The sequence below is a fragment of the Leeuwenhoekiella nanhaiensis genome, from assembly GCF_002744755.1.
Classification (GTDB): Bacteria; Bacteroidota; Bacteroidia; order Flavobacteriales; family Flavobacteriaceae; genus Leeuwenhoekiella; species Leeuwenhoekiella nanhaiensis.
The window spans coordinates 395,987-422,616 of the sequence record NZ_KZ319288.1 but is presented as its reverse complement, the minus strand read 5'-3'; the positions used below and the strand labels follow the sequence as shown (position 1 = coordinate 422,616).

General features: G+C 40.3%; 26 protein-coding genes. 9 read left to right on the top strand and 17 right to left on the bottom strand.

Going from position 1 to position 26,630, the window contains the following annotated elements; all coding sequences use genetic code 11:
- Nucleotides 1-35: 35 nt before the first annotated feature.
- Nucleotides 36-854, bottom strand: coding sequence for a 3-methyl-2-oxobutanoate hydroxymethyltransferase (gene panB / locus CJ305_RS05585; protein WP_099645259.1), 819 nt, complete (start codon nt 852-854; stop codon nt 36-38).
- A 69-nt stretch (nt 855-923) separates the two neighbouring features.
- On the opposite strand from panB, the gene CJ305_RS05580 reads away from it, so the two are divergent.
- Both CJ305_RS05580 and CJ305_RS05575 read left to right on the top strand, forming a co-directional pair.
- Entirely contained in the window at nt 924-1,373 is a 450-nt protein-coding gene (locus tag CJ305_RS05580; protein ID WP_099645258.1) for a 3-methyl-2-oxobutanoate hydroxymethyltransferase, read from the top strand.
- Nucleotides 1,374-1,459: 86 nt separating this feature from the next.
- Entirely contained in the window at nt 1,460-4,846 is a 3,387-nt protein-coding gene (locus CJ305_RS05575) for an ankyrin repeat domain-containing protein (protein WP_099645257.1), read from the top strand.
- Here the strand turns inward: CJ305_RS05575 and CJ305_RS05570 are convergent.
- Nucleotides 4,843-6,276 carry an L-serine ammonia-lyase gene (locus tag CJ305_RS05570; protein ID WP_099645256.1) on the bottom strand — a complete coding sequence of 478 codons (1,434 nt, stop codon included), beginning with the start codon at nt 6,274-6,276 and terminating at the stop codon, nt 4,843-4,845. The two genes, CJ305_RS05575 and CJ305_RS05570, sit on opposite strands and share 4 nt — an antisense overlap.
- A gap of 117 nt (nt 6,277-6,393) precedes the next feature.
- Between CJ305_RS05570 and CJ305_RS05565 the strand changes: the two genes are divergently transcribed.
- A complete protein-coding gene (locus CJ305_RS05565) occupies nt 6,394-6,765 on the top strand; it encodes a S24 family peptidase (RefSeq protein WP_099645255.1) in 372 nt (123 codons plus the stop codon).
- Nucleotides 6,762-8,036, top strand: coding sequence for a Y-family DNA polymerase (locus CJ305_RS05560; protein ID WP_099645254.1), 1,275 nt, complete (start codon nt 6,762-6,764; stop codon nt 8,034-8,036). Before CJ305_RS05565 ends, CJ305_RS05560 begins: the two co-directional genes overlap by 4 nt.
- A 183-nt stretch (nt 8,037-8,219) precedes the next feature.
- Here CJ305_RS05560 and CJ305_RS05555 read toward each other — a convergent pair whose 3' ends face one another.
- From CJ305_RS05555 to CJ305_RS05540, 4 genes are all read right to left on the bottom strand, one after another.
- On the bottom strand, nt 8,220-8,720 hold the full coding sequence (locus tag CJ305_RS05555; RefSeq protein WP_099645253.1) for a hypothetical protein: 501 nt from the start codon (nt 8,718-8,720) through the stop codon (nt 8,220-8,222).
- Between the two features lie 110 nt (nt 8,721-8,830).
- Nucleotides 8,831-9,835, bottom strand: coding sequence for an alcohol dehydrogenase (locus CJ305_RS05550; protein ID WP_099645252.1), 1,005 nt, complete (start codon nt 9,833-9,835; stop codon nt 8,831-8,833).
- Nucleotides 9,836-9,922: 87 nt separating this feature from the next.
- Nucleotides 9,923-10,612, bottom strand: coding sequence for a CPBP family intramembrane glutamic endopeptidase (locus tag CJ305_RS05545; protein WP_099645251.1), 690 nt, complete (start codon nt 10,610-10,612; stop codon nt 9,923-9,925).
- A gap of 10 nt (nt 10,613-10,622) precedes the next feature.
- A complete protein-coding gene (locus CJ305_RS05540) occupies nt 10,623-11,084 on the bottom strand; it encodes an Lrp/AsnC family transcriptional regulator (protein ID WP_099645250.1) in 462 nt (153 codons plus the stop codon).
- A 160-nt stretch (nt 11,085-11,244) separates the two neighbouring features.
- Between CJ305_RS05540 and CJ305_RS05535 the strand changes: the two genes are divergently transcribed.
- The 3 genes from CJ305_RS05535 (at nt 11,245) to CJ305_RS05525 (ending at nt 15,720) form a co-directional block, all read left to right on the top strand.
- The gene (locus CJ305_RS05535) at nt 11,245-12,480 is read left to right on the top strand and encodes a cystathionine gamma-synthase family protein (protein ID WP_099645249.1); all 1,236 of its coding nucleotides are present in this window, start codon (nt 11,245-11,247) and stop codon (nt 12,478-12,480) included.
- Between the two features lie 354 nt (nt 12,481-12,834).
- Nucleotides 12,835-14,751 carry a molecular chaperone DnaK gene (gene dnaK / locus CJ305_RS05530; protein ID WP_099645248.1) on the top strand — a complete coding sequence of 639 codons (1,917 nt, stop codon included), beginning with the start codon at nt 12,835-12,837 and terminating at the stop codon, nt 14,749-14,751.
- 330 nt (nt 14,752-15,081) lie between these two features.
- A complete protein-coding gene (locus tag CJ305_RS05525) occupies nt 15,082-15,720 on the top strand; it encodes a hypothetical protein (RefSeq protein ID WP_099645247.1) in 639 nt (212 codons plus the stop codon).
- Nucleotides 15,721-15,759: 39 nt separating this feature from the next.
- On the opposite strand, the gene CJ305_RS05520 is transcribed toward CJ305_RS05525, so the two are convergent.
- The 8 genes from CJ305_RS05520 to CJ305_RS05485 all read right to left on the bottom strand — a co-directional run bounded on the left by CJ305_RS05520 (nt 15,760) and on the right by CJ305_RS05485 (nt 22,201).
- Entirely contained in the window at nt 15,760-16,497 is a 738-nt protein-coding gene (locus tag CJ305_RS05520) for a hypothetical protein (protein ID WP_099645246.1), read from the bottom strand.
- A 141-nt stretch (nt 16,498-16,638) separates the two neighbouring features.
- Entirely contained in the window at nt 16,639-17,127 is a 489-nt protein-coding gene (locus tag CJ305_RS05515; protein ID WP_099645245.1) for a GDYXXLXY domain-containing protein, read from the bottom strand.
- Nucleotides 17,114-18,184: a DUF4401 domain-containing protein gene (locus CJ305_RS05510; protein ID WP_099645244.1), complete on the bottom strand. Its 1,071-nt coding sequence runs from the start codon at nt 18,182-18,184 to the stop codon at nt 17,114-17,116. The genes CJ305_RS05515 and CJ305_RS05510 overlap by 14 nt, the downstream gene beginning before the upstream one ends.
- Nucleotides 18,174-19,109, bottom strand: coding sequence for a DUF2157 domain-containing protein (locus CJ305_RS05505; protein WP_223248806.1), 936 nt, complete (start codon nt 19,107-19,109; stop codon nt 18,174-18,176). Before CJ305_RS05505 ends, CJ305_RS05510 begins: the two co-directional genes overlap by 11 nt.
- Before the next feature lie 103 nt (nt 19,110-19,212).
- Nucleotides 19,213-20,193: a S41 family peptidase gene (locus tag CJ305_RS05500; protein WP_099645242.1), complete on the bottom strand. Its 981-nt coding sequence runs from the start codon at nt 20,191-20,193 to the stop codon at nt 19,213-19,215.
- A gap of 162 nt (nt 20,194-20,355) precedes the next feature.
- Nucleotides 20,356-21,003, bottom strand: a complete 648-nt coding sequence (locus tag CJ305_RS05495) for a hypothetical protein (protein ID WP_099645241.1) — start codon at nt 21,001-21,003, stop codon at nt 20,356-20,358.
- 162 nt (nt 21,004-21,165) lie between these two features.
- Nucleotides 21,166-21,543 (bottom strand): hypothetical protein, encoded by a 378-nt coding sequence (locus tag CJ305_RS05490; RefSeq protein WP_099645240.1) that lies wholly within the window; start codon nt 21,541-21,543, stop codon nt 21,166-21,168.
- A 94-nt stretch (nt 21,544-21,637) separates the two neighbouring features.
- Entirely contained in the window at nt 21,638-22,201 is a 564-nt protein-coding gene (locus tag CJ305_RS05485; protein ID WP_099645239.1) for an OmpH/Skp family outer membrane protein, read from the bottom strand.
- Nucleotides 22,202-22,317: 116 nt separating this feature from the next.
- Between CJ305_RS05485 and CJ305_RS05480 the strand changes: the two genes are divergently transcribed.
- Entirely contained in the window at nt 22,318-23,325 is a 1,008-nt protein-coding gene (locus CJ305_RS05480) for a hypothetical protein (RefSeq protein WP_189319394.1), read from the top strand.
- Nucleotides 23,326-23,411: 86 nt separating this feature from the next.
- On the opposite strand, the gene CJ305_RS05475 is transcribed toward CJ305_RS05480, so the two are convergent.
- The 3 genes from CJ305_RS05475 to CJ305_RS05465 all read right to left on the bottom strand — a co-directional run bounded on the left by CJ305_RS05475 (nt 23,412) and on the right by CJ305_RS05465 (nt 26,101).
- Nucleotides 23,412-24,134, bottom strand: coding sequence for a Two component regulator three Y domain protein (locus CJ305_RS05475; RefSeq protein WP_099645238.1), 723 nt, complete (start codon nt 24,132-24,134; stop codon nt 23,412-23,414).
- A gap of 394 nt (nt 24,135-24,528) precedes the next feature.
- Nucleotides 24,529-25,260: a hypothetical protein gene (locus CJ305_RS05470; RefSeq protein ID WP_143469351.1), complete on the bottom strand. Its 732-nt coding sequence runs from the start codon at nt 25,258-25,260 to the stop codon at nt 24,529-24,531.
- 172 nt (nt 25,261-25,432) lie between these two features.
- The gene (locus CJ305_RS05465; RefSeq protein ID WP_099645236.1) at nt 25,433-26,101 is read right to left on the bottom strand and encodes an alpha/beta hydrolase; all 669 of its coding nucleotides are present in this window, start codon (nt 26,099-26,101) and stop codon (nt 25,433-25,435) included.
- A 102-nt stretch (nt 26,102-26,203) separates the two neighbouring features.
- Here CJ305_RS05465 and CJ305_RS05460 point away from each other — a divergent pair, with 102 nt between their 5' ends.
- Entirely contained in the window at nt 26,204-26,629 is a 426-nt protein-coding gene (locus tag CJ305_RS05460; RefSeq protein ID WP_099645466.1) for a PaaI family thioesterase, read from the top strand.
- Nucleotide 26,630 lies beyond the last annotated feature (1 nt).

Below are 26,630 nucleotides of genomic sequence, written 5' to 3'. Positions count from 1 at the left end.
TCAAGTCTTACATCTAATGTCTAATATCTCAAATCTTAATACTGCTCCTCCTCATTCGGGAAGTCCACCGCTTTAACATCTGTGATATATTGCTCGAAAGCGCCGGTCATCAGCGTATGTAAATCGAGATAACGTCTTAAGAAGCGCGGACTAAACTCCTTGCTCATTCCCAGCATATCGTGCATTACGAGTACCTGCCCATCAACCCCATTTCCTGCACCGATTCCAATTACCGGAATGGTAAGACTTTCGGCGACTTCTTTGGCCAGGGCGCTGGGCACTTTTTCAAGCACCAGTGCAAAACAACCCAGTTTTTCGAGTAACAAGGCATCTTGTTTTAGTTTTTCGGCTTCAGCCTCTTCCTTAGCGCGTACCGTATAGGTGCCAAATTTATAAATAGATTGCGGAGTAAGACCCAGATGTCCCATTACCGGAATACCCGCATTCAGAATACGTTTTACCGATTCTTTGATCTCCGAACCTCCTTCGAGTTTTAAAGCGTGACCTCCGCTTTCTTTCATAATGCGTATGGCTGAGCGCAAAGCTTCTTTAGGATCACTCTGATAACTCCCAAAAGGTAAATCTACCACCACCAGTGAGCGTTTTATAGCGCGTATTACCGATGAAGCATGGTAAATCATTTGGTCTAAAGTAATAGGAAGTGTGGTCTCGTGCCCGGCCATCACATTAGAAGCCGAATCACCCACCAAAATCACGTCTATACCGGCACGGTCTACAATTTTGGCCAAAGTGTAATCGTATGCGGTGAGCATCGCGATTTTTTCACCGTGGCTTTTCATTTCGGTAAGTGATTTTACCGTTATTCTTTTGTATTCTTTTTTTGCTGCAGACATATGCCAATTTTAAAATGCGGGTAAAAGTAGTAAATTACTCACGCATTCACCATAAAACTACAAACACAGATGCGTACCGGCTTTTTAACTTTAGCATTGCTTTTTTCACTTGTTCAGGCGCAGGCTCAGTTCTTTTCTGAACCTGAGGAAGTTGTCATCGCATTCTTCAACGCTTTTCACCAGCAGGACACCCTTGCTATGCGCGAATTAGTTCACAGCCGAATAAAAATGCAATCTCTTGGGGTAAAGAACGAAGAGGTGCGATTGAGCACGACAACATTTGATGATTTCCTAAAATCCATTGCTTCGATACCTGAAAATATGGTTTTTGAAGAGCGTATTCTGGATTATAAAACCCAGTCAGACGGTTTAATGGCTAACGTTTGGACGCCCTACGAGTTTTACATTAATGAAGAGCTGAGCCATTGTGGCGCTAATAGTTTTCAGATGCTCTATGAAGAAGACCGCTGGAAGATTTTTTACATTGTAGACACCCGCAGGGGTGAAGGTTGCGAATAAGTTTTTCCTTTTTAGAACTATTCCCTATCTTCAAACTCCCTTAGCGAATACCCCTAAATTAATAACGTTTTTAAACCAATTTAAAAGTGGGGCTGCGCCTGTATTTCTTTATTTTTCTGGCTGTTTTTTCTGCTTCAGGTGTGTTTTCGCAAGATGCGGAAGCTCAATTGCCGTTACAACCGGGTTTTACGGTTGATATTCGGTTTGCAGACGGCTTTGACCTGGGGCAGAATTCTGTTATTTCAGAGCGTGCAATATCGGTGTTTACGCAAAATAAAACCCAAAAGCTTTCTACTACGAAATTAAAAACTCAATCAGCTTCAAGTCTCAATTACTACCTGCTTCATACTGCACACGTGTTTGAGCAACAAATTCTTCAGGCTGATACTTCAGACCGGGCTTTTTCGGCACGTTTTACCAAAGCTTACAATACCAATGTTGATGCTGCGCAAAAAGACAAACTCATTTTTGTATATACCTTGCGGAAAGTACCGCTTTATGATTTACGTCTTTCAAACAATAGGCTTTCTGAAGCATTTATTGATGCAGTAAAGCGCCTGGGCAGGGATCTTTCGCCCGAAGGTTTTATTTCCTGGTTTGGTACGCATTACACCGATCACGTTACCTACGGCGGAATCTTTTTGACCCGAAACTTCGTGAGCAATGCAGATTTTATTAATTCGCCTTATACCGAAGACGAATTTAAAGAAGAACTTTTAAAAGAGGTTGGGCGGCAACAGCGTGGTGATTCGCTTACCAATCCGTATATCAAAATGGGGCCTCCGCAGCGATTTACCCGTGGTGGTGATGTCAATGAAATCTGGGATGAACGCTGGGCACAAAGCGTTACCAAAACTAATGCTGTGATTTTAGATGCTAATCTGGTAGAGCTTACTAATTTGCTTTCGACTAAAAATTTTCCCGATGTTCCAGATTTGGATCACCGGCGCTATCTGCTTCAGGCTGCGATAGATCGTGCTAAAAAACAATCTGTTTCCTGGCAGGCGCAGGAAGAAGCCTCAGACTTTTTTAAAAAATACAGTTTGCAGTTTCGGCAAAAGGTACATTCGATAGTAAAGGCCAGCGAAGGCAAGGCTGAAGAGCAGGAACGTACAGAATACATAGGTGATTTGTTCTACGGCAGTTTTAATGCTCATGGTGAACCTATGAATACTGCTGCTTTGATCGAATATCAGGGTATTGATCTAAACACGCTGCTTACTGACGAAGAAATCACTTTAAATAAAGTATTGGACTTTACGATTTCACCGGAAGAGTTAAAAGCGGCTTACGTAAGCGTTTGGGACGATACTAAAAAGTTGGAAAAAGGGCAGGGGCGTACGACGCTTTTTGTTTCCGGGCCACCCGAAGCCCATGCCTATTTTAAGGATGCCCTGGTTGGAGTGGTAGAGAAGGAAGTAGAAATTACAACCATTGACGGGGATGTGTTTAAAATCACCTACAGTCTTGAGCAGCAAAAAGCACAGCAACCTCTGGGCTCGCAACCCAGCTCCTACAATTATGCATTGAGTTCAGAAGTGGTGTCCGCAGCAGCTCGAGGAGATCTCGATTTGTTGCGTGATTTGTATTTTCAGGGCGTTTCTACGCGCACTGAGGCCGTGGTAAAAGCCGCTGTTCAAAATTTTGACGATGCGGAGGTGCTCAATACCATTTTTGATTTTGGGGTAAAACCTACCACCGAAGATCTTGATGTAGCTTTTGATCCTGAGGTATTCAGCAAAGTGAAAGCACTGACCTTGCTCGAACGTGGCGCCAAGCCCAAAAACAATATGATTTATAAGGCGGTTGCCTATCAGGAGCCCGAGGTGATTTACGCACTGTTGCGTGAAGGTGCGGAACCGCGAAATAATGATGTGGCCTTCGCTGTAGAACTCAACAATTATGAAGTGACTAAAGCCCTGATGAGTCTGGAGTATGCCGAATTTAAAGCAGATCGCGAAATGCTGGCTCTGGCAGTTATCAATGCAGATACTGCCCTTACCGAAAAATTTATCGACTATGGGGCAGTTGCCGATCCCCAGATTCTAAAGCTGGCTACCGGGACTAAAAATCAGGAAGTCATTGACCGCGTTAAAGCGGTGACGCCCACTTCTGCTGAGGCGCTTGAAGTGGTGGCAGATGCCAGCGATACGTCTTTATTCCGCTATTTTCTGGAAAAGGATAAAGTTCCTGTAACTGACGCGGTGTTAAGCAGTTCGATCTCAAAAGATAATCTGGAGCTTTTGGAACTGGCTCTTGACGCTGGCGGTTCAGCTGATTTCTCCTTATCGAAGTCCATATTAGAAAAGAATACACCTGCAGTAAGGCTCAGTCTTAGAAAGGGAGCGCAAGCCGATCCGGTTTTTGAGTATGCATTGAATTCAGTAGATTTCGAGCTGTTTCAGGACGCGCTCGATGATTTTTCCGGCGGTCCACAGCTGGCGTTGAGTACGGCGGTTGCAGCTAACAACCTTGATTTTTCGGCTTATGTGCTTAAAACGAAAAAGAACGCGGTTGATGCCGATACGCAAGTGGCTCTGGCAGCACGTAATGAAAACCTTGAGCTCGTCAAACTTTTGGTCACTAATGATGCGAAACCTCAGACTGCGATTGAAGAATCCGTAAGTATTGGAAGCGTACCGATTACTCAGTTTCTAATTGGGGAAGGGGCTTCGGTTAAAAATCCTGAGCTCATACGCCGTGCTGCACGAACACAGAATGTGAAACTGGCTTCGGTGCTTTTAGACACTAAAGAGATTGATCCCGATTCGATTATGGTTGACCTGATCGTGCTTAAGGATCAAAAACTCATCAATCAGAACCTGTCTTACGGGGCTCAACTCGATGAGCGTGCACTGCGTAGTGCTATTGATACCAAGGATGAAACCATTGCTCTGGAATTATTTGAAAAAGCACCTGATGATTTGGTTACTAAAAGTCAGCTGTTTTACGCGGTAACCAATGAGCTTAATGAGGTAACGCGTTATCTGATCAAGCGTTTAAAGAATCCGGATTATGCTTTACAGGCTGCTTTTGAAGTGAAAAATACCGAAGCCTTAAAACTGGCATTAGAGGCTGGTGCATTACCAAAGGATGAAGATTTAATTACAGCCGTAAAAGCTCATTTTAATCAGGCCATTCAACCGCTTATCGACGCAGGTCTTAATCCCGTAGTGACCGATAATGAGGATAACACACTCTTGCATTTTGTGGCCTATCGCTACGATACCGGTGATGAGGAGTTGATCAAGACCCTGGTCAAAGCCGGTGTTAATGTCAATGCCAAAAATAAAATAGGCGAAACACCGCTTCATTGGGCGGTAAAATCCGGAATGGATAATATGTCTTCCATTAAAGCGCTTTTAGGGCTGGGAGCACTTCCTGAGGCACGTACTATAAAGCGACAAAGCGTACTTGATTATGCCGAAGATCGCGAGATGCGTCAATTGCTGAAGACTACGTTTTTGCGCTAGCAATCACTCAAAGCTACATTGATCGCAAGACCGCCTTCACTGGTTTCCTTGTATTTGGAGTTCATATCTTTTGCGGTCTGCCACATCGTCTCAATCACTTTATCCAGCGGCACTTTCGCGTTACGCGCGTCGGTGTCCAGAGCCATTTCGCAGGCATTAATAGCTTTAATGGCACCCATCGCATTGCGCTCTATACAGGGTATTTGTACGAGTCCGCCAATAGGATCACAGGTAAGCCCCAAGTGATGTTCCATTGCGATTTCGCTGGCCATAAGCACCTGCTCGGGAGAACCACCCATCAATTCGGTTAGTGCACCGGCTGCCATTGCACTTGATACGCCAATTTCGGCCTGACAACCGCCCATAGCGGCTGAGATGGTTGCTCCCTTTTTAAACAGACTTCCAATCTCTCCGGCGACGAGCATAAACTGGCGGACATCCTCAAAATTGGCATCGTGATTTTCAATCACCATATAATACATCATCACAGCAGGAATCACCCCGGCACTACCGTTTGTAGGTGCCGTCACCACACGACCCAGCGATGCGTTAACCTCATTAACGGCGAGCGCAAAACAGGAAACCCATTTCAGGATCTGTCTGAACTTCACTTCGGTACCGCGAATAGCGGTAATCCATTCTTCTGCGTTAGAATAGGGCGAGTCGCCAATCAGCGTTTTATGCGTATCAAAGGCCCTGCGGCGCACGTTGAGACCACCCGGAAGCTTTCCTTCGGTATGGCAACCCGTATACATCGAATCGAGCATCACATTCCAGATGTCTTTCAGGCGTGAATTGATTTCTTCTTCACTGCGCAGGGATTTTTCGTTAGCCAAAACCAGCTCCGAAATTTTCAGATTGTGTTTCGCACAAAACGCTAAAAGTTCTTTTCCTGATTGCACGGGATAGGGAAACTCCTGCAGTTTTTGCTGCTGCTTCTTACTGTTTAAACGTTCTTTTTGAACTACAAAGCCGCCGCCGATGGAGTAGTAGGTCTCTGAAGTGCGTTTTCCGTTGGAAAGCTGCGCGCGAAAGGTGATTCCGTTAGGGTGAAACTCTTTAAATTTTTTATTGAAAACGATTTGCTCGGAAGGGTTGAATGCGATTTCCCGCTCCGAATTGAGCAGCAACAGGTTTTTAGTTTGAATGCGTTCGGTAATCTGCGGAATCTCTTCCACCGGAAACTCTTGCGGGTCTAAACCTTCAAGACCCAGCAATACCGCGATATCTGTGGCGTGGCCTTTACCGGTGAGCGAGAGGGAGCCATAAAGTTCCACCTGAATTTCGCTTACCTGATCAAAATAAGCTTTGGCTTTTAGCTTCTCAATCCAACGCAGTGCGGCCCGCCAGGGACCCAGTGTGTGTGAGCTTGAGGGACCAACGCCTATTTTCAACATATCAAAAACGCTGATGCTTTCAATCTTACGCATAACTTCAATTTGGGGCGCTAAGTTAGGTTTTTTTAAAGAGTGCTACACCGTTTTCGCCCGGCTGTTAATTAACAGGAAATATTCCATTTAAAAGGAATATTTCCATAATTTTGGAATATGGAATTTGATTATGTAGCACCTGTAAGAGTACCTGATGAGGTTCATCAGGCAGGAACCTCAGAGCAGACCGGTTTTCCGAGTCCGGCAACACATTACCTCGAAAGTCGCATCGACCTCAATCGCATACTCACGAAGAACCGGGATGCCACTTTTTTCATTCGGGTAAAGGGCGATGGATACCGCGAGCACCACATCCTGGATCGCGATGTGCTTATTGTGGACCGCTCGTTGCCCACATGCGTGGGTAAGTTGGCCGTTGTGGTTGAGGACGGTAACTTTAAAATTGAACGTCTGGCCTCAAACCCCAAAGACCGCGAGGAACTCACGCTTTGGGGAATGATTACGTTTATCATTCACGATGTCATATGATTGCTTTAGTAGATTGCAACAGTTTTTATGCTTCCTGTGAACAGGTTTTCAGACCTGATTTGTGGGGCAAGCCTGTGGTGGTGCTCAGCAATAACGACGGTTGTGTGATCGCGGCCAACAAAGAAGCCAAGGCCCTGACCGAAATACCTATGTTTGAACCGGTTTTTAAAATCAAAAAGCTGCTGATTGAAAACCGGGTTGAGTTTTTTTCGTCGAACTATACCCTGTATGGCGAAATGTCTCAGCGGGTGATGAATACCTTGAAATTTTTCTCGCCGAATGTAGAGATTTACAGTATTGACGAGTCTTTTGTAGATCTGTCGAATATGCGTTTTGTAGATCTGCGCCGGCACGGTTTAAACATCAAGGAAACTATTTTAAGGCATACGGGCTTACCGGTAGGCGTGGGGATTGCGCCCACCAAAGTTTTGGCGAAGCTGGCCAACAAAATGGCTAAAAAAATCAAGAAGTATGACCACGTCTGCGTTTTGGATACACAGGAGAAATGTATTCAGGCACTCCAGGCAGCCGAACTCAAAGATATCTGGGGAATCGGGAAAAAGCACCGGCAGCGTTTGCACAACAGGGGGATTTTTAAGGCCTATGATTTTGCTTACGGAGTTTCGGTAGACTGGGTGCGCAAACATATGACCGTGGTTGGCGAGCGTATTTGGAGGGAACTGCGGGGCGAATCCTGCCTTTCACTCGAGATGCTGCCCCGGGCTAAAAAGGCCATTGGTACCGCAAAATCCTTTGGCTCTAAACTGACCAGTCTTGATCTGATTGAAGAAGCCTGTGCCTATTATATCGCTGAGGTAAGCGAAGTGTTGCGCAAGCAGCATTCGTGTGCGCAGTACGTTCAGGTGTTTTTGCAAACCAATTACCACAGTGAGCGCGACAGGCAGTATTCTAAGAGTGTGACGGTTACCTTGCCTACTGCCTCGAACAATACCTATGTACTTACCCGGGAAGCCAAAAAGGCCCTGCATACCATCTACAAACCCGGTTACCGCTACAAAAAAGTGGGAGTGAACCTGTGCGGACTCATTCCTCAGGAATACGTGCAGACCAGTTTGTTTGATGCCGAAATTCCGGCCTGCCGGTCTGATCTGATGAAAACCATAGACAAGATTAACCAGAAGTTTGGGAAATCTACGGTGTCTTCAGCTTTAGTAGGTAACCGAATGAATCAGTGGGAATTGATTAAAAAAGATCGCAGTCCGCGATATACCACGCAGTGGAGTGAGCTGCTTACGATTGATTCGGATTAGATTTTAGATGGCAGATGTGATATTTTAGACGAAAGAGAAAAGACAAAATTAGAAATACTAAATACGAAGTCGGAAATACAAAATCAGAAATAACATTCCTTGAATTTTGAACTTTAAATTTTGAATTCTTAAGTCATTTCGAGCGGTAAGGAGAAATCGCATTAGCCGGTTTTATTATTTATTTTAATCATAAAGCTCATTAACGCATTTAATGCTGCTCAGATCAGTTATCGACTCAATCTTTCGGGTAACAGTATTTACTTGCCAAGCCGCATTAATGCGTTCAATTGAAATACTGTAAGTCTTGTCAACAATTGCGATTAGGTTTTCGTTTTGCTCATTTTCAAATTCACAATATCCAATTGTAATAAACTCGTTTTGTTTAAGGTTTTGAATAGCTAGCATGTCAAGAATTGTGTAGGTTCTATTTTGAAAAGAGTCCAAAGTAATTTTATTGAAAAGTATAAGATCTACATTTTCTTTTTGAAGATGGAGAATACCGAAACCAGGAAAATTAAGGTTACCGTACAGAACAGTATCGCTTACTTTATTATAATTTAATAAAGGTTCAATCTGATTAAAGTCTGTAAATTCTTTTGTGATAATAGATTCAGAAATATTTTTATCAGTGTTTTTGCAATTGAAGAAAATAGCGAGTAGTACAAGGAGGAAGTAGTTTTTCATAATATGCTTTGATGATTAATATGAAATTTCGAGGATCAATTATTAAGCCAAATAAAAACGACCGTTCGAATACTCCGGACGGTCGTTTTGTATCTTCTTGAAAATCTTCTTTAAGGAACCAAAACCACGCGGAAACGGGCTTTGTTGTTCATCATTTTACTGAAGGCTTCTTCTACATCGTCAAATTTGAAGGTTTCAATCATGGGTTTGGTGCCGGTGAGCGCGCTGAAATTGAGCGTGTCTTCGCTATCCATCGCGGTACCGCTTGGCCATCCGGAAACCGATTTGCGGGCCATAAGCAACTGCATAGGAGATACCTTTATCGGATCGCCGGTTGCACCAATACAAATGAGTTCGCCATCAATGCCCAGACCGTCAATTACTGAAGTAATGGCATCCGCATAAGGTGCGGTGGCTACAATAAGTTTGGCACCGCCCAGTTTTTGTAATTCTTCAACCGCATCCTGATCGTCTGTAGCGATAAAATGATGCGCGCCCAGATCGTGTGCTAGTTTCTTTTTGTCATCTGAAGTAGAAATCGCAACCGTGCGCATTCCCATTTTGTTAGCATATTGAACAGCCAGGTGACCCAAACCACCTATTCCCTGAATGGCAACCACGTCTCCGGCTCTGATGTTGCTATTACGCATCGCATTGTACACCGTGATACCGGCACAAAGCAAAGGAGCAGCTTCTTCCGACTTTAATTCTTCGGGGATAGCCGCGATGGCTTCCTGCGGAGCGGTCATATATTCGGCATAACCGCCATCGTAGGAGATACCCGCAATTTTGGCATTTTCGCAGTTAATAAACTTACCGCGGCGACAGGGTTCGCATTCAAAGCAATGCCCTCCATGCCAGCCTACGCCCACGCGCTGTCCTTTTTTCCATTGCTTAACGTTGTTGCCTACCGCATCAACAATACCTACAACCTCGTGGCCGGGCACCCGTGGATATTCGATACCCGGGAAGTGTCCTTCCTTGACCATATTGTCACTGTGGCAAATACCGCAGGCTTCCACTTTAATTAATACTTCATTTTCTTTTGGGGTTGGGATGTCAACGTCAATAATGTTGAAGTCTGCACCCGCTTTAGGGACTTGTATCGCCTTCATAAATATAATTTTTTGGTTTACCTACAAAGTACGAAACCCCAAACGTATTAATCGCCAAGGCTTTGTTAAAGCAGTATGGCGCAAAGCTTACGAATTCAATTGATAGAGCAGTACGAGGATAATGAAAGGAACGAGATTGTTAAGCGCATGTGCGGCAACAGACCACAGGATATGCCGGTTTTTAAGCTTGATATAGCCGAATATAAAACCGGAAGCAATCCGCGGCAGAATATTGAAAAACAAAGGAAGGTTTATGGTAAAAACGGCTACATAATTGGTGATGTGCATCAAGCCGAAGCTTACGGATGTGATCATCCAAATCCATTTGTAGTGCCGGGTAAGCCAAACCCTTAAATGACGCAATTTATAGGGATTTAAAAGCTGAACGCCAATGTACGTCAGGCAGCCCAGAAAGATGAACAAAAAGAGAACGCGTACCAGCCAGTTTACATCTTCAGGGATAAAGAGGTTGGTAGCGTAAACGATCCACGAGGAGCAGAAGAGCACGACATCCAGATGCGAGGGTTTCAGCAGGCTGCGGTGCATACACTCTTCAACCATAGGTGCGACCAGTAGTATCATCACGGCAGCTTTAAAGGGATTGTTGCGCAGCATTTCGGTTATTCCGCTTTGCGAATAACCGGATGTTTCCACTCCGGGGAACATAGTGGCAAGCAGTGTTTTGATCAGAGCGATGAGCAGATAGATACCAAAAAGCCACAACAGGCTGCGGTATAAAATCTTTTTTTTAGAAGAAGAATGTAGGTTTGCCGGCACAAGCAGGGGTTTAGAAGATCGGGATCACGGTTGATCGCTTTACTTCATTCAATACAAACGTACTTTTTATTTGAGAAACATTGGGTAGAGCTGCCAGCTTCCCGGAAGAAAAGGTATGATACGCCTGTAAATCTTTAACCACCACTTTTAGTAAAAAGTCGTTAGCGCCACCCATAAGATAGCATTCAACCACCTCAGGAATGTCTGCAACGGCTTTGTCAAAAGACTCAAGGGCGTCCAGTTTTTGGCTTTCCAAAGAAACGGAACAAAAGACGACCATAACCGTGTCTAGCTTAGACGGGTCGAGTACGCCAACATATTTGCTGATGATACCTTCCTGCTCATAACGTTTGATACGCTCATAAATAGGCGTTTTAGTCAGATTTAGGCGGGATGCGATGTCTTTTATTGGGGTTTTACTGTCTTCCTGTAGGATGGCAAGCAGTTTTTTATCGGTGTCGTCGAGTTTCATAAAGGGGAATTTTTCCGTTATATCGCTTATGGGGACGAAAGATTGATGGTTGTTTTCCTGTTTTATTTTTAAAAATAGGAAAAATTATGGATTTTATGAGGTATTCCAAATCTGAGTCTGGTTATTGGTAGTTTTACCAAACAATTAAAACTAGACTCCTATGAATCCCGAAAGCTTAATGATGACCCACGGTTACAAACCCGAACTTTCTGAAGGTGCGATCAAACCACCGGTATTTCAAACTTCTACTTTTGTCTTTAAAACTGCAGAAACCGGAAAGGCTTTTTTTGAAGTGGCTTACGGGCTGCGCGAAAAGGCAGACCAGGAAGAACTGGGGCTTATTTACAGTCGCATTAATAATCCCAATCTGGAGATTCTTGAAGACCGACTGTCGCTTTGGGATAAGGCAGAGCAGTGTGCGGTTTTTGAAAGCGGAATGTCTGCCATAAGCACGGTAATGCTCGAGTTTTTAAAGCCAGGTGATCTATTGCTGTACAGCCGACCCACCTATGGCGGAACGGATCATTTTATCAATCATTTTTTAAAGGAAATAGGAGTAGAGGCTATTGGTTTTAGACCCGATCAGGATGAGGCGGATATTGCAAAACTGCTTGACGAAAGCGGTAAAGCCCATAAGCTGAGCTTAATTTATATTGAAACGCCCGCTAACCCCACCAATGAGCTGATTGATATCGCGATGTGCAGAAGACTGGCAGACCGCTACAGCAGGAGTGACAAAAAGGTACACCTGGCGACTGACAATACCTATATGGGGCCGTTGTGGTGCAGTCCGCTAGAGCACGGTGCAGATATCGTGATTTATTCGGCTACCAAATATCTGGGCGGACACAGTGACTTGATTGCCGGGGCGGTGCTGGGTAATGCTGCGGTTATGCAACGCATCAAGGTATTGCGTACGTTTTTAGGGAATATGGCGAGTCCGCACACCTGCTGGTTGTTGTTGCGCAGTCTGGAGACTCTAAAAGTACGTATGGAACAACAGGCACGCACCGCAGAGCGGGTCGCCGCGTATCTTAAGAAGCATCCTAAAATCTTAAAAGTACATTATCTGGGCTGCCTGCCGGAAGTTTCGGAAGCTTATGCGCTGTATAAACGACAGTACACCTCTCCCGGAGCTATGATTGCCTTTGAAGTAAAAGGTAAAGAAGCCGAAGCTTTTAAATTTCTCAACAGTCTCAAACTGGTAAAACTGGCGGTGAGTCTGGGCAGCACCGAAAGTCTGGGGCAGCATCCCGCCACGATGACGCACGTGGGTCTTGATCCTGAAATGAAAGAATTCATGGGTATCAATGAGCGCCTCGTGAGGCTGTCTGTAGGTCTGGAACACGAGGAAGATCTTGTTGCCGATATTGAAAATGCACTGAGCCTGGTTTAGGGTTCTCCGTTTTTCGGTTTTGTTTTATAGCTGGCTGTTTACGCTATGGGGTTTGTTGTTTTCTATTCTCTTTGTTCTTTATTCTTCTCAGGTCTTAGGTCTCAGGTCTAAAATCTCAAGTCTGATATCTAAGATCTCCTGTCTCACTTCCGCAAGAGGGATAGCAGCGGAAATCCTTGCGGGGACTTTAGCCCCACAAGATTGCAGCGTATAGCCCGACAGCAAGCGCTCTTTGAAAGCGATTGCTGACTTGCCCAAAAAGAAATTCTGACAGCTTGTCAGTGATTTTGTGGTGGCACAAAGATTGACTTTAAGTGTGCGAACAAAAATTAATAACACTTAAAATTATATATAATGAGTAAAATCATAGGAATCGACTTAGGTACTACAAACTCGTGCGTTGCCGTAATGGAGGGTAACGAGCCTGTGGTAATACCTAACGGCGAAGGAAAAAGAACAACACCTTCGGTAATTGCATTTGTAGAAGGTGGCGAAATTAAAGTAGGGGACCCTGCAAAAAGACAAGCAGTAACTAACCCAACCAAAACGATCTCTTCGATCAAGCGTTTTATGGGGAATAAGTTTAGCGAGTCTTCAAAAGAAGTAGATAACTCTGCTTATAAAGTAGTAAAAGGAGACAACGATACGCCTCGTGTAGATGTGGATGGTCGTTTATATACTCCGCAGGAATTGTCTGCAATGATTCTTCAGAAAATGAAGAAAACAGCAGAAGATTATTTAGGTCAGGATGTGACTGGGGCGGTAATTACCGTACCTGCCTACTTTAATGACTCGCAGCGTCAGGCAACCAAAGAAGCCGGAGAGATTGCAGGTCTTAAAGTAGAGCGTATCATCAACGAGCCTACTGCTGCAGCTTTGGCTTACGGTCTAGATAAAAAAGACAGCGATCAGAAAATCGTAGTATTTGACTTTGGTGGTGGTACGCATGACGTGTCTATCCTGGAGTTGGGTGACGGTGTATTTGAAGTATTGGCTACAGACGGAGACACGCACTTAGGTGGTGATGACGTGGATAGCAAAATCATCAACTGGTTAGCTGAAGAATTTAAGGCAGAGGAAGATATGGACCTGCGTAAAGACCCAATGGCTTTACAACGTCTTAAAGAAGCTGCTGAAAAAGCGAAGATTGAATTATCATCTTCAAGCCAAACCGAAATCAACCTGCCTTATGTAACGGCTACTGCCAGCGGACCAAAACACCTGGTGCGTACGCTAACCCGTTCTAAGTTTGAGCAATTGATTGACGATCTGGTACGCAGAACGATTGAGCCTTGTGAGTCTGCACTTAAAGCTGCCGGACTTTCTAAGAGTGATATTGACGAGATCATCTTAGTAGGTGGTTCAACCCGTATTCCTGCAGTACAGGAAGCTGTTGAGAAGTTCTTTGGCAAAAAACCAAGTAAAGGAGTGAATCCTGATGAGGTAGTTGCTGTAGGTGCTGCGATTCAGGGTGGTGTTCTTACCGGTGACGTGAAAGATGTATTGTTACTCGATGTAACTCCGCTTTCATTAGGTATTGAGACTATGGGTGGTGTGATGACCAAGTTAATTGAGGCCAACACAACTATTCCTACGAAAAAATCTCAGGTATTCTCTACCGCAGCAGACAATCAGCCAAGTGTGGAAATTCACGTATTGCAGGGTGAACGTCCTATGGCAAATGACAACAAGACTATTGGTCGTTTCCATTTAGACGGTATTCCACCAGCACAACGCGGTACGCCACAAATCGAGGTTACTTTTGATATTGATGCTAATGGTATCATTAAAGTAAGTGCCGAAGATAAAGCGACTGGTAAGAAACAAGACATCCGTATTGAAGCTTCTTCAGGTCTTACCGAAGAAGAAATCAAAAAGATGAAAGCGGAAGCGGAAGCAAATGCGGAAGCTGATGCTAAGGCAAAAGAAAAAGTAGATAAATTGAACGAAGCCGATCAGATGGTATTCCAAACTGAAAAGCTTTTGAAAGAGTCTGGCGATAAGCTTTCTGCCGATAATAAATCGAAAATTGAAGGTGCTCTTGAAGAATTGAAGAAAGCACACGCTACCGGAGAAGTTGAGAAGGTGCAGCCTGCATTAGACAACTTAAATGAAATCTGGAAGTCTGCTTCTGAAGAGATTTATAAAGCACAGGCTGAAGGTGCTCAGGGTGGTGCACAACCGGGTCCTGACGCAGGACAAGCCGGAGGTAAAGCTGAAGGTAATGCAAGCAGCGATGTGGAAGATGTAGATTTTGAAGAGGTGAAGTAAGCAGAGAGCCGCATTCGCCTCTAGGTGAATGCGTGTGAATTGCTTATCCCAAACTTGTTTTGGGATCTTTACCACAGAAGTTTATAAGCTTAAAGAAGTGAAGCAAAAAGCACTGCTAAAGTGTAAACAGTAGCTTCTTTAATTAGAAAACCCGATGCGGATAGCATCGGGTTTTTTTATGAGTTAATTTTTGCTTTTATGAGGAGGTAAAGAATTCTTTAAGTTGATAATGCAAAGGCAACATTTAAATAATCATTACATAATGCCTGTGGTGCCAGATGGGCGGGCTTTTGAGGCATATTTGCACGATCAATCAAAAACTAAACTATCGTGCAAAGAGCTTTACTTTTTCTTTTTATTCTAAGTGTTCAATTTACAGTTGCCCAAACCGAAGAAGAGCAAATAAGTATCATCAAAGGAACTCAAAATCTAGAACTGGATTTTAGATACTCCGGCTCTGTAAATGAGGTTGGTAGTTATGGTGATATTATCGACCAGGGTAAGTCAAAACTCTTTGGGATTTCCAGTAGTTATGGTGTTGCAGTTGCCAAAAATTTTGTGGTAGGAGCAAACCTTCAGTTTAGGTATGAAGAAGAAATAAACGTAAATCAGGGGGATGATCAGATAGCACGTATTGAGCGCTTTTACGGCTTTGGACTGTATGGAAAAAAATACTGGAATATTACAAATCGTCTTTTACTGAACGGAAGGGCAGAGGCCAGTTACTCTATTTTACAAATAACAGATATGTATAAAAAAGGAAGTCTCTTTAGAGTCGGACTCAGACCTGGTCTAACCTATTTTTTAAGCAAACAGATTGCTTTGGAAGGCACGCTGGGTTTTATAGGCTATTCCAGTATCCGGCTAGAAGATCCTGAGGGATCTTACGACAGCTATTCTAAAATTCAAAGTTTTGACGCGCAATTTGACACTTCAGAGCTGAGTTTGGGGGTTTCATATTATTTTTAGGAGTGGGTATTAAGTAAGGCACGATACCAAAAATTGATTTTAGTTATTAAAATCAATTGTATAATCTAATGTTTCCCCGGCATTAATGAATAACGTATCATTGTCTCTAGTGATTATTCCATCTTTATTTCTGGTAATTTCTAATGCTAAAGCTTGATTTCCTGCAATTTCGATGAGTTGAGTGCTTTCATATTGATTATTCCATCCACGAACTAAACCATTAATTGATTGGGAATAGCCTTCAGGACTAATGTATCTAAAACTTGTCCAGAAATTATCACCCTCTTTGATGTCTTCCAGGTTTAATAAATTTAATTTAAGATATGCTTTTTTGGGGATGTTGTGATTTCTAAGAAAAATAGTATCTCTTACCGTTGGATAAATTGATATATTATTTAGATCTGCCCTAAGAAACACAGTTTCATTCAACTTATCATAGTACATTCTGTGGAGACCTTCTTCCAGCTCATCATCGCGTATATAAAATTTTAGATTAAAATTACCATCAGCGTCCGTTCTCGTAGTGGCCTTAGTTCTAACTACTCCTGATGTAAAATACGTATTATCCCAAATGACAGTGACTTTGCGGTTTGCTATTGGGGTATTAGCATTATCAGTCATTAACTTTCCGATTATTTCGGTACAATCTGTTTCGCAATCCTGGCTAATCAGATCGTCTTCTCTTTCAACACAACTGATACTAAAGAATAGAATTAAGAAAAAGGAGATTAGACGCATTTTCATTTTTTGCTTATTAACACGGAGAACTACATTCATTCGCTGCATCTCGGTTTTATCGGTCCTGTCACTTATATGTTTACGCTATTTAGGTGTATTTAAAAGTTATAGTAAGAATACCGAAAAAGTTTTTGCCTCTTAGATTTTATTATTTATAAAGGTTTAATTGTTTTAAAGATTCTAGTTAATTTGTTTCAAATTTTCATCATAGAGACCTACCAAAATACTATTACCGTCATTGTCAATTTTAATACCGCCAAACTGAGCTTCTTCATATCGCTTATCGGAGCCTTCTTCAAAAAAGAAAGATTCAGCACCTATATTGATATTCCAAAAATCTGTGATAGTATAGGCAATAAGAAACTCATTAGCATTCAGGGGAGTTTTGTCTGGTTGAAATCTGACTTTATTGGCCCGGTTTTTTTGATCAAGAACAATAACACAATAACCTCGTTTTGGCATCGCATCAAGATCTAAATCTTCAGAAAGAGAATAGCGTAATGCCATATAATCACCTTGCATTAACGATCGTGGATCAACAGGAGCAAGCTCTAATAAGGCAAGCTGTCCATCTTTTATTAACTCCTCTTTATCTACAACGGAATAGCCAAAATAGATTAGCAGGATTACGAGATTAAGTATAATTGCAATCTTTTTATAAGTCTTCATAACCAGACAAATTTTTACGGGTCAACACATAAAATAGAAGGAATAAAATTCCTGCGGAAAACATCAGGATCGACTTAGTAAGCAAGTTGAAGTTGAGGTCATAGTAGTATTGCCCTACAAAATAGATAAACGCTATTATGCCTATTACAAATCCTGTTTTATAGTTAACTAGATGACCCAAAAGCGTAATTAGCAAGGCTCCAGATATCGCTGGGGATAATGCGGTTGCAATTAGTAAAACCAGAACAATACTATAAATAAACCATTTGTGTTTTACTTGAGTCACATTTAAAATTCTCAAAATTTTTGAAACTAAATACATGATTGAGACCGTACTTACTAAAGAAGAAAGCCATATGTAATTTGGAGATAAACTCAATATTCCTTTTACGCCAAGTAAAAATAGTCCGATTAGAAGAGAAAATAAAAAGCCTATTCGCAGTGGATTGTATAGTTTAGAAAAACCTTTACAATATGTAATAATTTGTGCCTCTTTAAGAAAAAAATAAACATTTAAAAAAGTAAGAATAGATACGTATAGGTGTAATAAGTCAGTTAAATTATTTTGAAACAACAATGCTAGAAGACTACTATTCAGTAGCAGTATAGAAATGAAGGTTAGTATGTAATTTGGTTTAAGAGCTATACATGTTAGAGAACTAAAGATGAATATAAAATTAATAATATTATCTGGCAAACTGGTAGTATTAATGGCGATGCCAATTAAGACGTAACCAGATAAATAGACTGATGCACTCAGCGTATCATATAGAAACTTACCAGGTAATCGACTTATGTATATGGAAAGGCATATTCCTATTACACCAAATACGAACAACATAATTTCTATATCAAAGATTCCGGTAAGGACAAGAAATGCAAAAAATGCAAGGTTAGCCAATATACTTCCAAAGACTGAAAGAATTTTTACAGCTAAGGGTTGATTGTCTTCTTTTATATAGGCCGATTCAATTTCATTTTCATCAAAACTTATAGACTCGTTAGGGTTGCTTTTAAAATAGTCAATGACTAGTTTGATATCTTCTCTAGTTTTCATTTTTCCATTTTTTTTGAAGATCAATCATTTTTTTTATCGAAAAGGAAATACTCATTATAATAAATACGCTGACTAATATTAATACTTGTTCAGATTCTGTGACTTTAATCATAAACGCTGCAATAATGATTGTCAGACTTAAAGAAATCAGGGAAATATTATAAATGTTCTTTGTTTTCAAATCTCTCAAGACGCCTGCAGAATAAATTATGAGTATGAAAACTAAAATCAGAAAGAAAATTAAATGGTCATTCTCATATAAGCCAAAAATGAAACCAATAGTGGCATAACTTACCGCCATTAGTGCAAGGACATTATTAAACCAATCGGGTGACTTTATTTTTTTTGTTGAAGAACTTGTTATCAATACGATTGTATTAAAGATAAATAATAGTAAACAAATTAAGGTTTCAGACCAGTCGTTTGCTACTTGCTGATAATAAAGAATTGATGTTGTGTTTATCAGTATTATAAACAGTAACCACAATGGAGCAAAATTTGAAACGACAACCCATATTGATATAAATATTGTCCAGGCTAAAAAGAAATCGTATGCGTTTGCTCCTGTCTGATAGATTTGCCCATATACAGCGAATAAAACTCCAACTAAGACGGAAGCCCCAGTAATCGTAATCTTTCGTAAAAAAGTGTTTATTTGAGGCCAAAGTGCTAATAGTGATGTTCCTATTAAAAGACCTGAAATTAAACCAATTTTCACAAATTTGTGAAGATCTGCCCAATTGTAGGCAAAGAAGAAAATGACCCCAGTTAATGTAAAGCCTAACCCAAGGCTTATAAAAAAAACCTTAAGAAATTTTTGCCAGGATTTTTTGTTGCTGTAAACATGTTCGTCTAAAGCTTTAGCGACTTGCTTTTCAGAAATAGTGCTATTTCTATTTATGATGTGTATGTCTTTCCGGTTCACGATTAGAAATCATTTGTAAAAAAGGCGCTTTTTTCAAAAGATAGTTTGGAAGATAGTGAATTATGTATAGCGCATATATAATTTATACTAAGGTTTTTTTACATTAGTTGGATGACTCAAACCACTTTGATAATTCCATTTCTAGATCTGCTTCATTAGCAATTTCATATTGAGGTGTAATCCCTTTCCAATATTCTTTCTTTTTGTAGTCAGTCATTACACCAGAAGTAAGAATTAATACATCCCCATTTTTCAACGAAAAACTTTTATTTGACGTAGTATAACCAGCCGATTTATTTCCGATAAGCGAAACATTTGGATTACTCATTAAAGAGATTGCGGTTGCTTCTCCTGAACTCGCTGTATAGCGACTGATCAAAACAGCTATCTTTAAATCATTATTTTTTAACTGATAAGAAATAGGCTCCTCCACGAATTTTTTTGTTTGATTTGAAGAACCGTTAAATATTTGATCATTCTTTTTGCTCCATTCGATCAACTTATCATTTTCTGAGAAGTAACCTAGTACTTCGCTTTTTAGGAATGGTGTGAGTGAAATCAACATAGGCCACATATTACCACCTCGATTTTCTCTTAAATCAATAACCCAACCTTTTAATTCTTTAGAGTCTTGACTTTTGATATCGGCTATATTTTGGAGGATATAATTCTTTCCTTTCTCTAGTGTTGCTTTTTGATTTTTCCTTGAGTTAATAAATGTCTTAATGCTTAAATAGCCCAGGTTTTCTGGAATCTTGACAGGTTTTATTTTTTCATACGTGTGGGTTGAATTAAATTCTCCAACGATATATGACTTTGAAGTGTTATCGAAATAGTTTGTATGTTTTTCTCCATTTAAAGTTAAAGCTGTAATTACAGCAGAATCTTTAGATATAGTTGCGCTATTCCAGACTTTTTTCTCAAATGAATCCCAATCAATTGAATCCTTATGGATTGAATACTTTTTAAAATAGTTTATCATTTGCTTGATCGATTTTTCATCGTTTTTGCTCAATCCGGAATTTTGGAAATAAGCAGTTTGAATTGAAAATATCGATACCAATAAATACAGAATTACTTTCATGAATTGCAATATTTAAGCAGGGTAAGTTGCTTCGCTACCTAAACATACAAGTAGACAGCAATTTTGTTGGAAGCCTGAGGTATAATTATTTTCTGAAGTAGAGAGAAATAGAATTCGACCTTACGATTTTTATACGCAATTGCTTTACTATTACTAAAACAATTAAAATAGTATCTCCTTTGAGTTGACAACAATGGTTTTATCGTTGTTAAATTCAAATGTTACTCTAAAAATATAGGAATTGGCTTTTGTCTCTTTTTCATCAAAAGATATCAAAACGTATTCAGGAAAAGAATTAGCGTAACGTGTGCTAAATTCCTCAATGGTATGCTCGTACCTGGCAAAAGTGTGTTGACTAGTTAATTCGGGAGCTGGAATAAGCTTAACACGATCCGAATCGCTTTTTAATTTATAGAACTCTTCATCATTCTTTTTTATTTCGACCGAAATGTTTTCTATTTTATCGTAATAACTGATGATATATTCATAAATGTAGCCGTCATCCAGTTTTTCTATCGCTAGCTCAGAGAAATATTCTTTTAGCGTTTCACGGCTGCCGGATTTAAAATCAAAATAGATTAATATCTCATTCTTGTCTTCAAATTCATTTATGGGATTGGGTTTTATAACCGGAAAGTTGTCGGTGCTTTGATATTGAGTCGCATAAGCAATACTTATGGAATCGACAGTAACTCCCTTGTCAATTAGGGCCTGAATTTCAGGTGATGGAGCGGTTTCAAAACTATCATCATTTTTTTCATCACACGATAAGAAAAATAGGAAGGCAATAGCAAATAGTACGTTTTTCATAATAGAATCTTCTGTTTACATCTATAAGATCAAAAATTAACCAAATGGTTGCGTGTAATTCATGACTAACTTATCAGAAACACGTTTCCTGCTCAAAAACTTACTGAATTGAGCCGTATGCTACCAGAGCAAAAAAGAATAGGTTTACTTCGTAATTTAACCTTAATTAAGCTGTATATCGGTTATCACCAGCGTGTACTGCGCATCGTAAGTCTCCAGCTCTTCAAATGTCCAAACGTCATTGTCTATGGGCTGTTGCTGGTAAACTAAAACCAGTTCGCCCGAACTATCCTCAAGGTATAGTTGAATTTCATCGACAACAGAACCGGGAGAGACAAAGGTGTCTGAATTGGTATTTACAGCAATAAACTGGCTTTGGCCTACAGGGATCACCACCTCACCGGCAGTTTCAGAAGTGTATACCAGTTCTAGTGATGAACTGTTTTGAATGAAATATTCGGTTCTAAATATGGGATCTTCATCATCGCATTGCGTTGCCATAAGAAGGGGAGCCAAAAAAAGGAGTAGTACTTTTTTCATAATTTTTGTATTAATTATTTGATAACTAGATACTAAAATATTGAAAAGGTTGCGTGAATCTATTTTTCTGACTGCGAATAATTGGATTTTATATTTAACGCCCCGTTAGCGCCCGCTTTACGTCAGGCATCAGATCTTTACCTTTAGCCATTACCAAACCATTATCTTTTGACGAGTCTAACACATAGAGAAAGCCCAGATCTTCAGCGATTTTTGTAACCAGTTCGCGGGCTTTGATACGTATAGGACCGTAAAGCAGTTCTTTCTTTTCGGCGATTTGCTTCTCAATATTTTGTTGTGATTGTGCCAAATTGCGTTCCATCAGTTCCAACTCGCTTTTTCGCCTGGCGTCTTCTTCAGGGGACAGGGTAGGGGCTTCATCTTCATATTTTACAAAACGCGCCTGATATTCGCGGTAGGAGGTTTCAAAATTTTGCTGATAGGCTTGTCTGAGACGGCTGAGTTCAATCTCTGCCTGATTGTTTTCGGGCATTAGGGTATAAAGGGTTTCCATATCAATATGAGCTACCGTTCCCTGTGCAGAAGTCGCAGTAGACCCTAAAATTCCAAATAATAAAGCTATAAATAGGTTTTTCATAAAAAGTGTATTCAATTCAAAGCGATTAAGGTAAAAATACGGCTTATACTTTGATCTCATTAATAGACCGTTTTAAATCTCTGACGTTTCATAAAGTATACCATTTAACAAACTTTTCTTAAAAAAAGAGTCAGTGATAGGTCTTTTCGCAATTTTGTGGTCTAAACCTACGTATTATGCGATTACAATTATCCCTATTACTCGTTCTTGCAATTGGTGTAAGTTCACTTAAAGCCCAAAAGCTTGAATCTAAAGGATTCAAAGATTATTTTCCTATTGCTGAACGGCCCTTCTTAGCAGGAGGAAGTGGAAATAATGCCTATGAAAGTATTTTACTGGAGGCCAAACCCGTTGTGTATTATAGTATTTACAATGACATTCGCAGTGCTTTAAACCGGGATACAATTACCAATGGAGACGCGGTGTATTTAAGTATTCAGCCGCATTTACGTATCTATGACGAAAATTCAAAACCGGTTAAAACACCATCGTACAAATTTTTTATTGGATGGCAGTCTATCATTAAAACCGAAAACGACAATTTTCTTACCGCTGCACTAGAATCCGGGCATTACTCTAATGGTCAGAGCAAATCAGCATTCAGCACCGATTTTGCCGATAACAGCCCCGAAAGCAGGGCGCTATATGATGATATTACCGATGATACTGATCTTGCTGCCCTTCTGAATAGGGAATCCGGTAATTTTTCAACCAATCTTACGCGCCTATCTCTTAATTACCGCATCAATACCTTTGATGCGCGCAATTATATGCAAAAAGCGCATTCGTTTACACTTACGTATCAACTGTATCACAATCGGTTTTTGGGAGCTTTCAATTTTGGGGGTTATAATCCGGAGGATATTGATATTTATGGGAGGCATCAGGTGGAAGCCGGTTATGAATATACCGCTCACTTCAATAGCTGGCGCTATAGTGTGACCCAAAGGCTCTATTGGCATCCAGACGTACATCCTTCTGCAGATCCTTTTCGTTCTGAAACCAGTTTCTCTTTATATCCCTGGGATTCTGATTTTGGATTGATGGCGCGTTTTGTCTTTGGTTATGACGACTACAACTACCGCTTTGTAGATAGCTATCCCCGTTTTTCTGTAGGCTTCACCTGGGACTGGTTTACACCCTTTGTTATTAAACCGACTAAATTACAGGTTGAAGAAAACTAAAAGAGCTAAAAATAAGGAAGCCCGCACTTTCGTGACGGACTTTCTTGACCAACTTAAAACTAAATAATTATGATTTGGGGTATCGTTTATTCGTTTGAAGCGATAGTTGTTTTAGACTCAAATTTATTAAGTGCATAACCATCTGTATTGTTGTCAAAGTTATTTTGAGCTAAAGCGATAGACTTTAGATTAGGCATAGCATTTAAACCTTCTGGAAGAGCACCATACATTTCATTGTTTGAAAGATTAAGCTCTTTAAGATTTTGCAGTTTTAATACAGCCAAAGGCAACTCGCCGTTAATGTTATTGTCAAACAGATTTAATACCTGCAGATTACTTAAGTTTTCAAGTTTATCGCTTAAAGAACCACTTAAGTTATTGCTGGTAAGCATCAACTGCTCTAATTTATTTAACTGGTAGATAGATTCTGGTAATTTACCGTCAAGAAGATTACCGTTTAGAACAAGAACTTTAAGATTTTTAAGGTTTCCAATAGAAGAAGGGATAGTACCCTGTAATTTGTTGAAGAACATTTCTAAAGTAACAAGAGACTCTAAATTACCTAAAGACTCAGGTAACTGACCTCTCAAATTATTCATACTTAAATTAAGTCCAACTACAGTATTGTTTACAACACGTACGCCATACCAGGTAGACACATCAGCGTTAAGATCCCAAGTGTTATTCCACTCAGCACCGTTAGTTGCGTTGTATAAATCAATCAAAGCTTGTTTTTGAGAGTTATTAACCTCAGCAACAGCATTAAAGCTTAAGAAAGCGACTGCGATAAAAGTAATAATTGATTTCATATTGGACTTGTATTGTTGTTCTATAGCGTAAATATAATGCAGTTAAACCTTCAAATGCAAAAATATTCGTTGAAATACACAATTAGGAAGCAAAATCTTTACAATAGTTATATTTTACAAGTATTATTATATTGAAATTAGGAGTTTTTAGGTGTTTCATCTGGATTTTAACTTCGTCAAAATACACTAAAGAGTATTTCAAAATGATTTAATTAAAGAAAATTCCTACTTTAAAACTTTTCATTTACTGTGAAATAGGAATTGTCCTACTTTTTAATTTCCTCCTTTATATAATTGACCGTATTATAGTCTGAAAAGGGGTAAAAAAAAAGAGTCCGGCAACCACCCCGGACTCTCAACCAACTAAAAACTAACATGAAACAAAAAAACTAATCTAGTATGAAGCCATTATAACAGCGTCTGTTTGTTGAGGACGCTGATTAAGAAGTTTTTGAAATTCGCTTTGATTTTGAAAATTGTTATCGGTAAGAATCAATGTTTTGATTTCTGAAGCCTGTGCAAGGCTACTAGGTAATTTGCCCGTAAAATTATTTGCGGCTATGTTTACTTCCTTGAGTTCTTTAAGACGAAGCAGCGCCATTGGGAACTCACCGCTCAGGCAATTGTCAAAAACATTAAAAATTTGAAGTTTTCGTAATTTTAGAACATCACCGTGTATGGTACCGGTAAAATGATTGCTTGCCAGAAGTAAAACTTCAAGATTTGTATAGTCATATATATAATCCGGAAATTTTCCGTCAAAGTGATTTGAATTGAGCACCAAACGTCTCAGATTGTGAAGTTCACTCAACGATTGGGGTAATTCTCCTTCCAGTTGATTGAAGTATAATTCAAGAAAATACAGATTAGATAAATCTCCGAGACTTTCGGGTAAGCTACCTTTAAGATTATTACGACTCAGGTTAAGGCCTGTAACGCGATTGTTAGTAATCTGTACCCCATGCCATTGGGAAGGCTCGGCGGTAAGATCCCAGGTTATAAACCATTCGGGGCCATTGGTAGCGTGATAAAGTTCAATCAGGGCATCACGCTCAGCTTTGGGAATCTGAGCTTTCAGACTTAAGGCCATAAAAAAAGCCATAAGCATAAGTAGGTATCGGTTCATTCAAGTTGGGTGGGTTTGTTATGTTCCTCTAAGATACATACTTACATCTTTCATATGCAAATAAAATCGACAAAAGACACAATTTTTAACGAAATTATTCTTTCAGTAGTAAATGACATACCTACTCAGAGGCTTAATATCGGTCTAAAGCCGGTAGCTTTCCGGTATTCTGCTAGCGCTTGATGTTCTTCAACTTTTGTGTGATATCAATGAGTGTGGGCTCATGTACTTCGTGTGCACCTTCAAAATGTATAATCTCGGGGCCATTTGAAAAAATATGGTTAGCATAATCTACCTCATCACGTAGTCGTTCTTTGGTGATCAGGGGATCTTTTTTTCCGTAAACCAAAAAGGGATTATGCTTGCATAGGTTGGAAAAAGCATTTTCAGCAAACTCTCTGGGTATGCTTCCGGAATGTAAGATTATGTGGTCGAAGCAAATATTACGATGCTTTAGCCAACGCATCGCTACCGAAACTCCCTGAGAAAAACCCATAATAATAAGACGATTACCGGTTTTTAATTTCGGTTTTAATTCTTCCTCATATAAAGCATCAAGATACGCGTGATTATTGGTGATACCCAGTTTTCGATTTTCACGAGTGAGCCAGCACGCGCCAATATACGTGTAGCGTTTATCCTGATAGTACAAACTGGGAGCCTGTGGCGCAATGATATAGTTTTCCTCGGGATTAAGCTTTTCAAAATGTTCTATAAAATACCGACTCAAGTGACCCAAACCGTGAAAGACCACCCAAATATTCTCTGTTTTTTGAGTGAATTCGTTACGGGTTTGGTACGTGTTTGTAGTTCTATAGCTTAGTGATTTTTCTTCGTTCATCCTTAATGATTAAGTATCTTTACCTGCCTGTGCAAGTTAGTGAAATAGGCTTTTTATGAGCATTAAGAGCGCTTGTTAGGTTTTAATTATGAATTCAATGCTATGAATCAAGATACTAAAGAACAATTACTCAAAAAGGCCAATGCGATTTGCAGCAATACACTGATGGAAACATTGGAAATTACGTTTGTAGATTTAGGCAGTGATTATCTGGTTGCTAAAATGCCGGTTAGCCCAAAAGTGCATCAACCGGATGGTGTTTTGCACGGTGGTGCTTCGGTAGCCTTAGCCGAAAGCGTGGGAAGTGCTGCCAGCTATATGTTTTTGGACGCTGAAAACTTTATGATACGCGGCCTGGAGATTTCGGCTAATCACGTTAAAAGTATACGAACTGGTTTTGTATATGCCAAAGCCAGCATTTTGCATAAAGGCCGTACCACCCAGCTTTGGCAGATACGTATTACTAATCAAGAAGACCAGCTCATTTCGTTAGTCAAACTTACCACTATAGCATTACCCAAATCCTGAT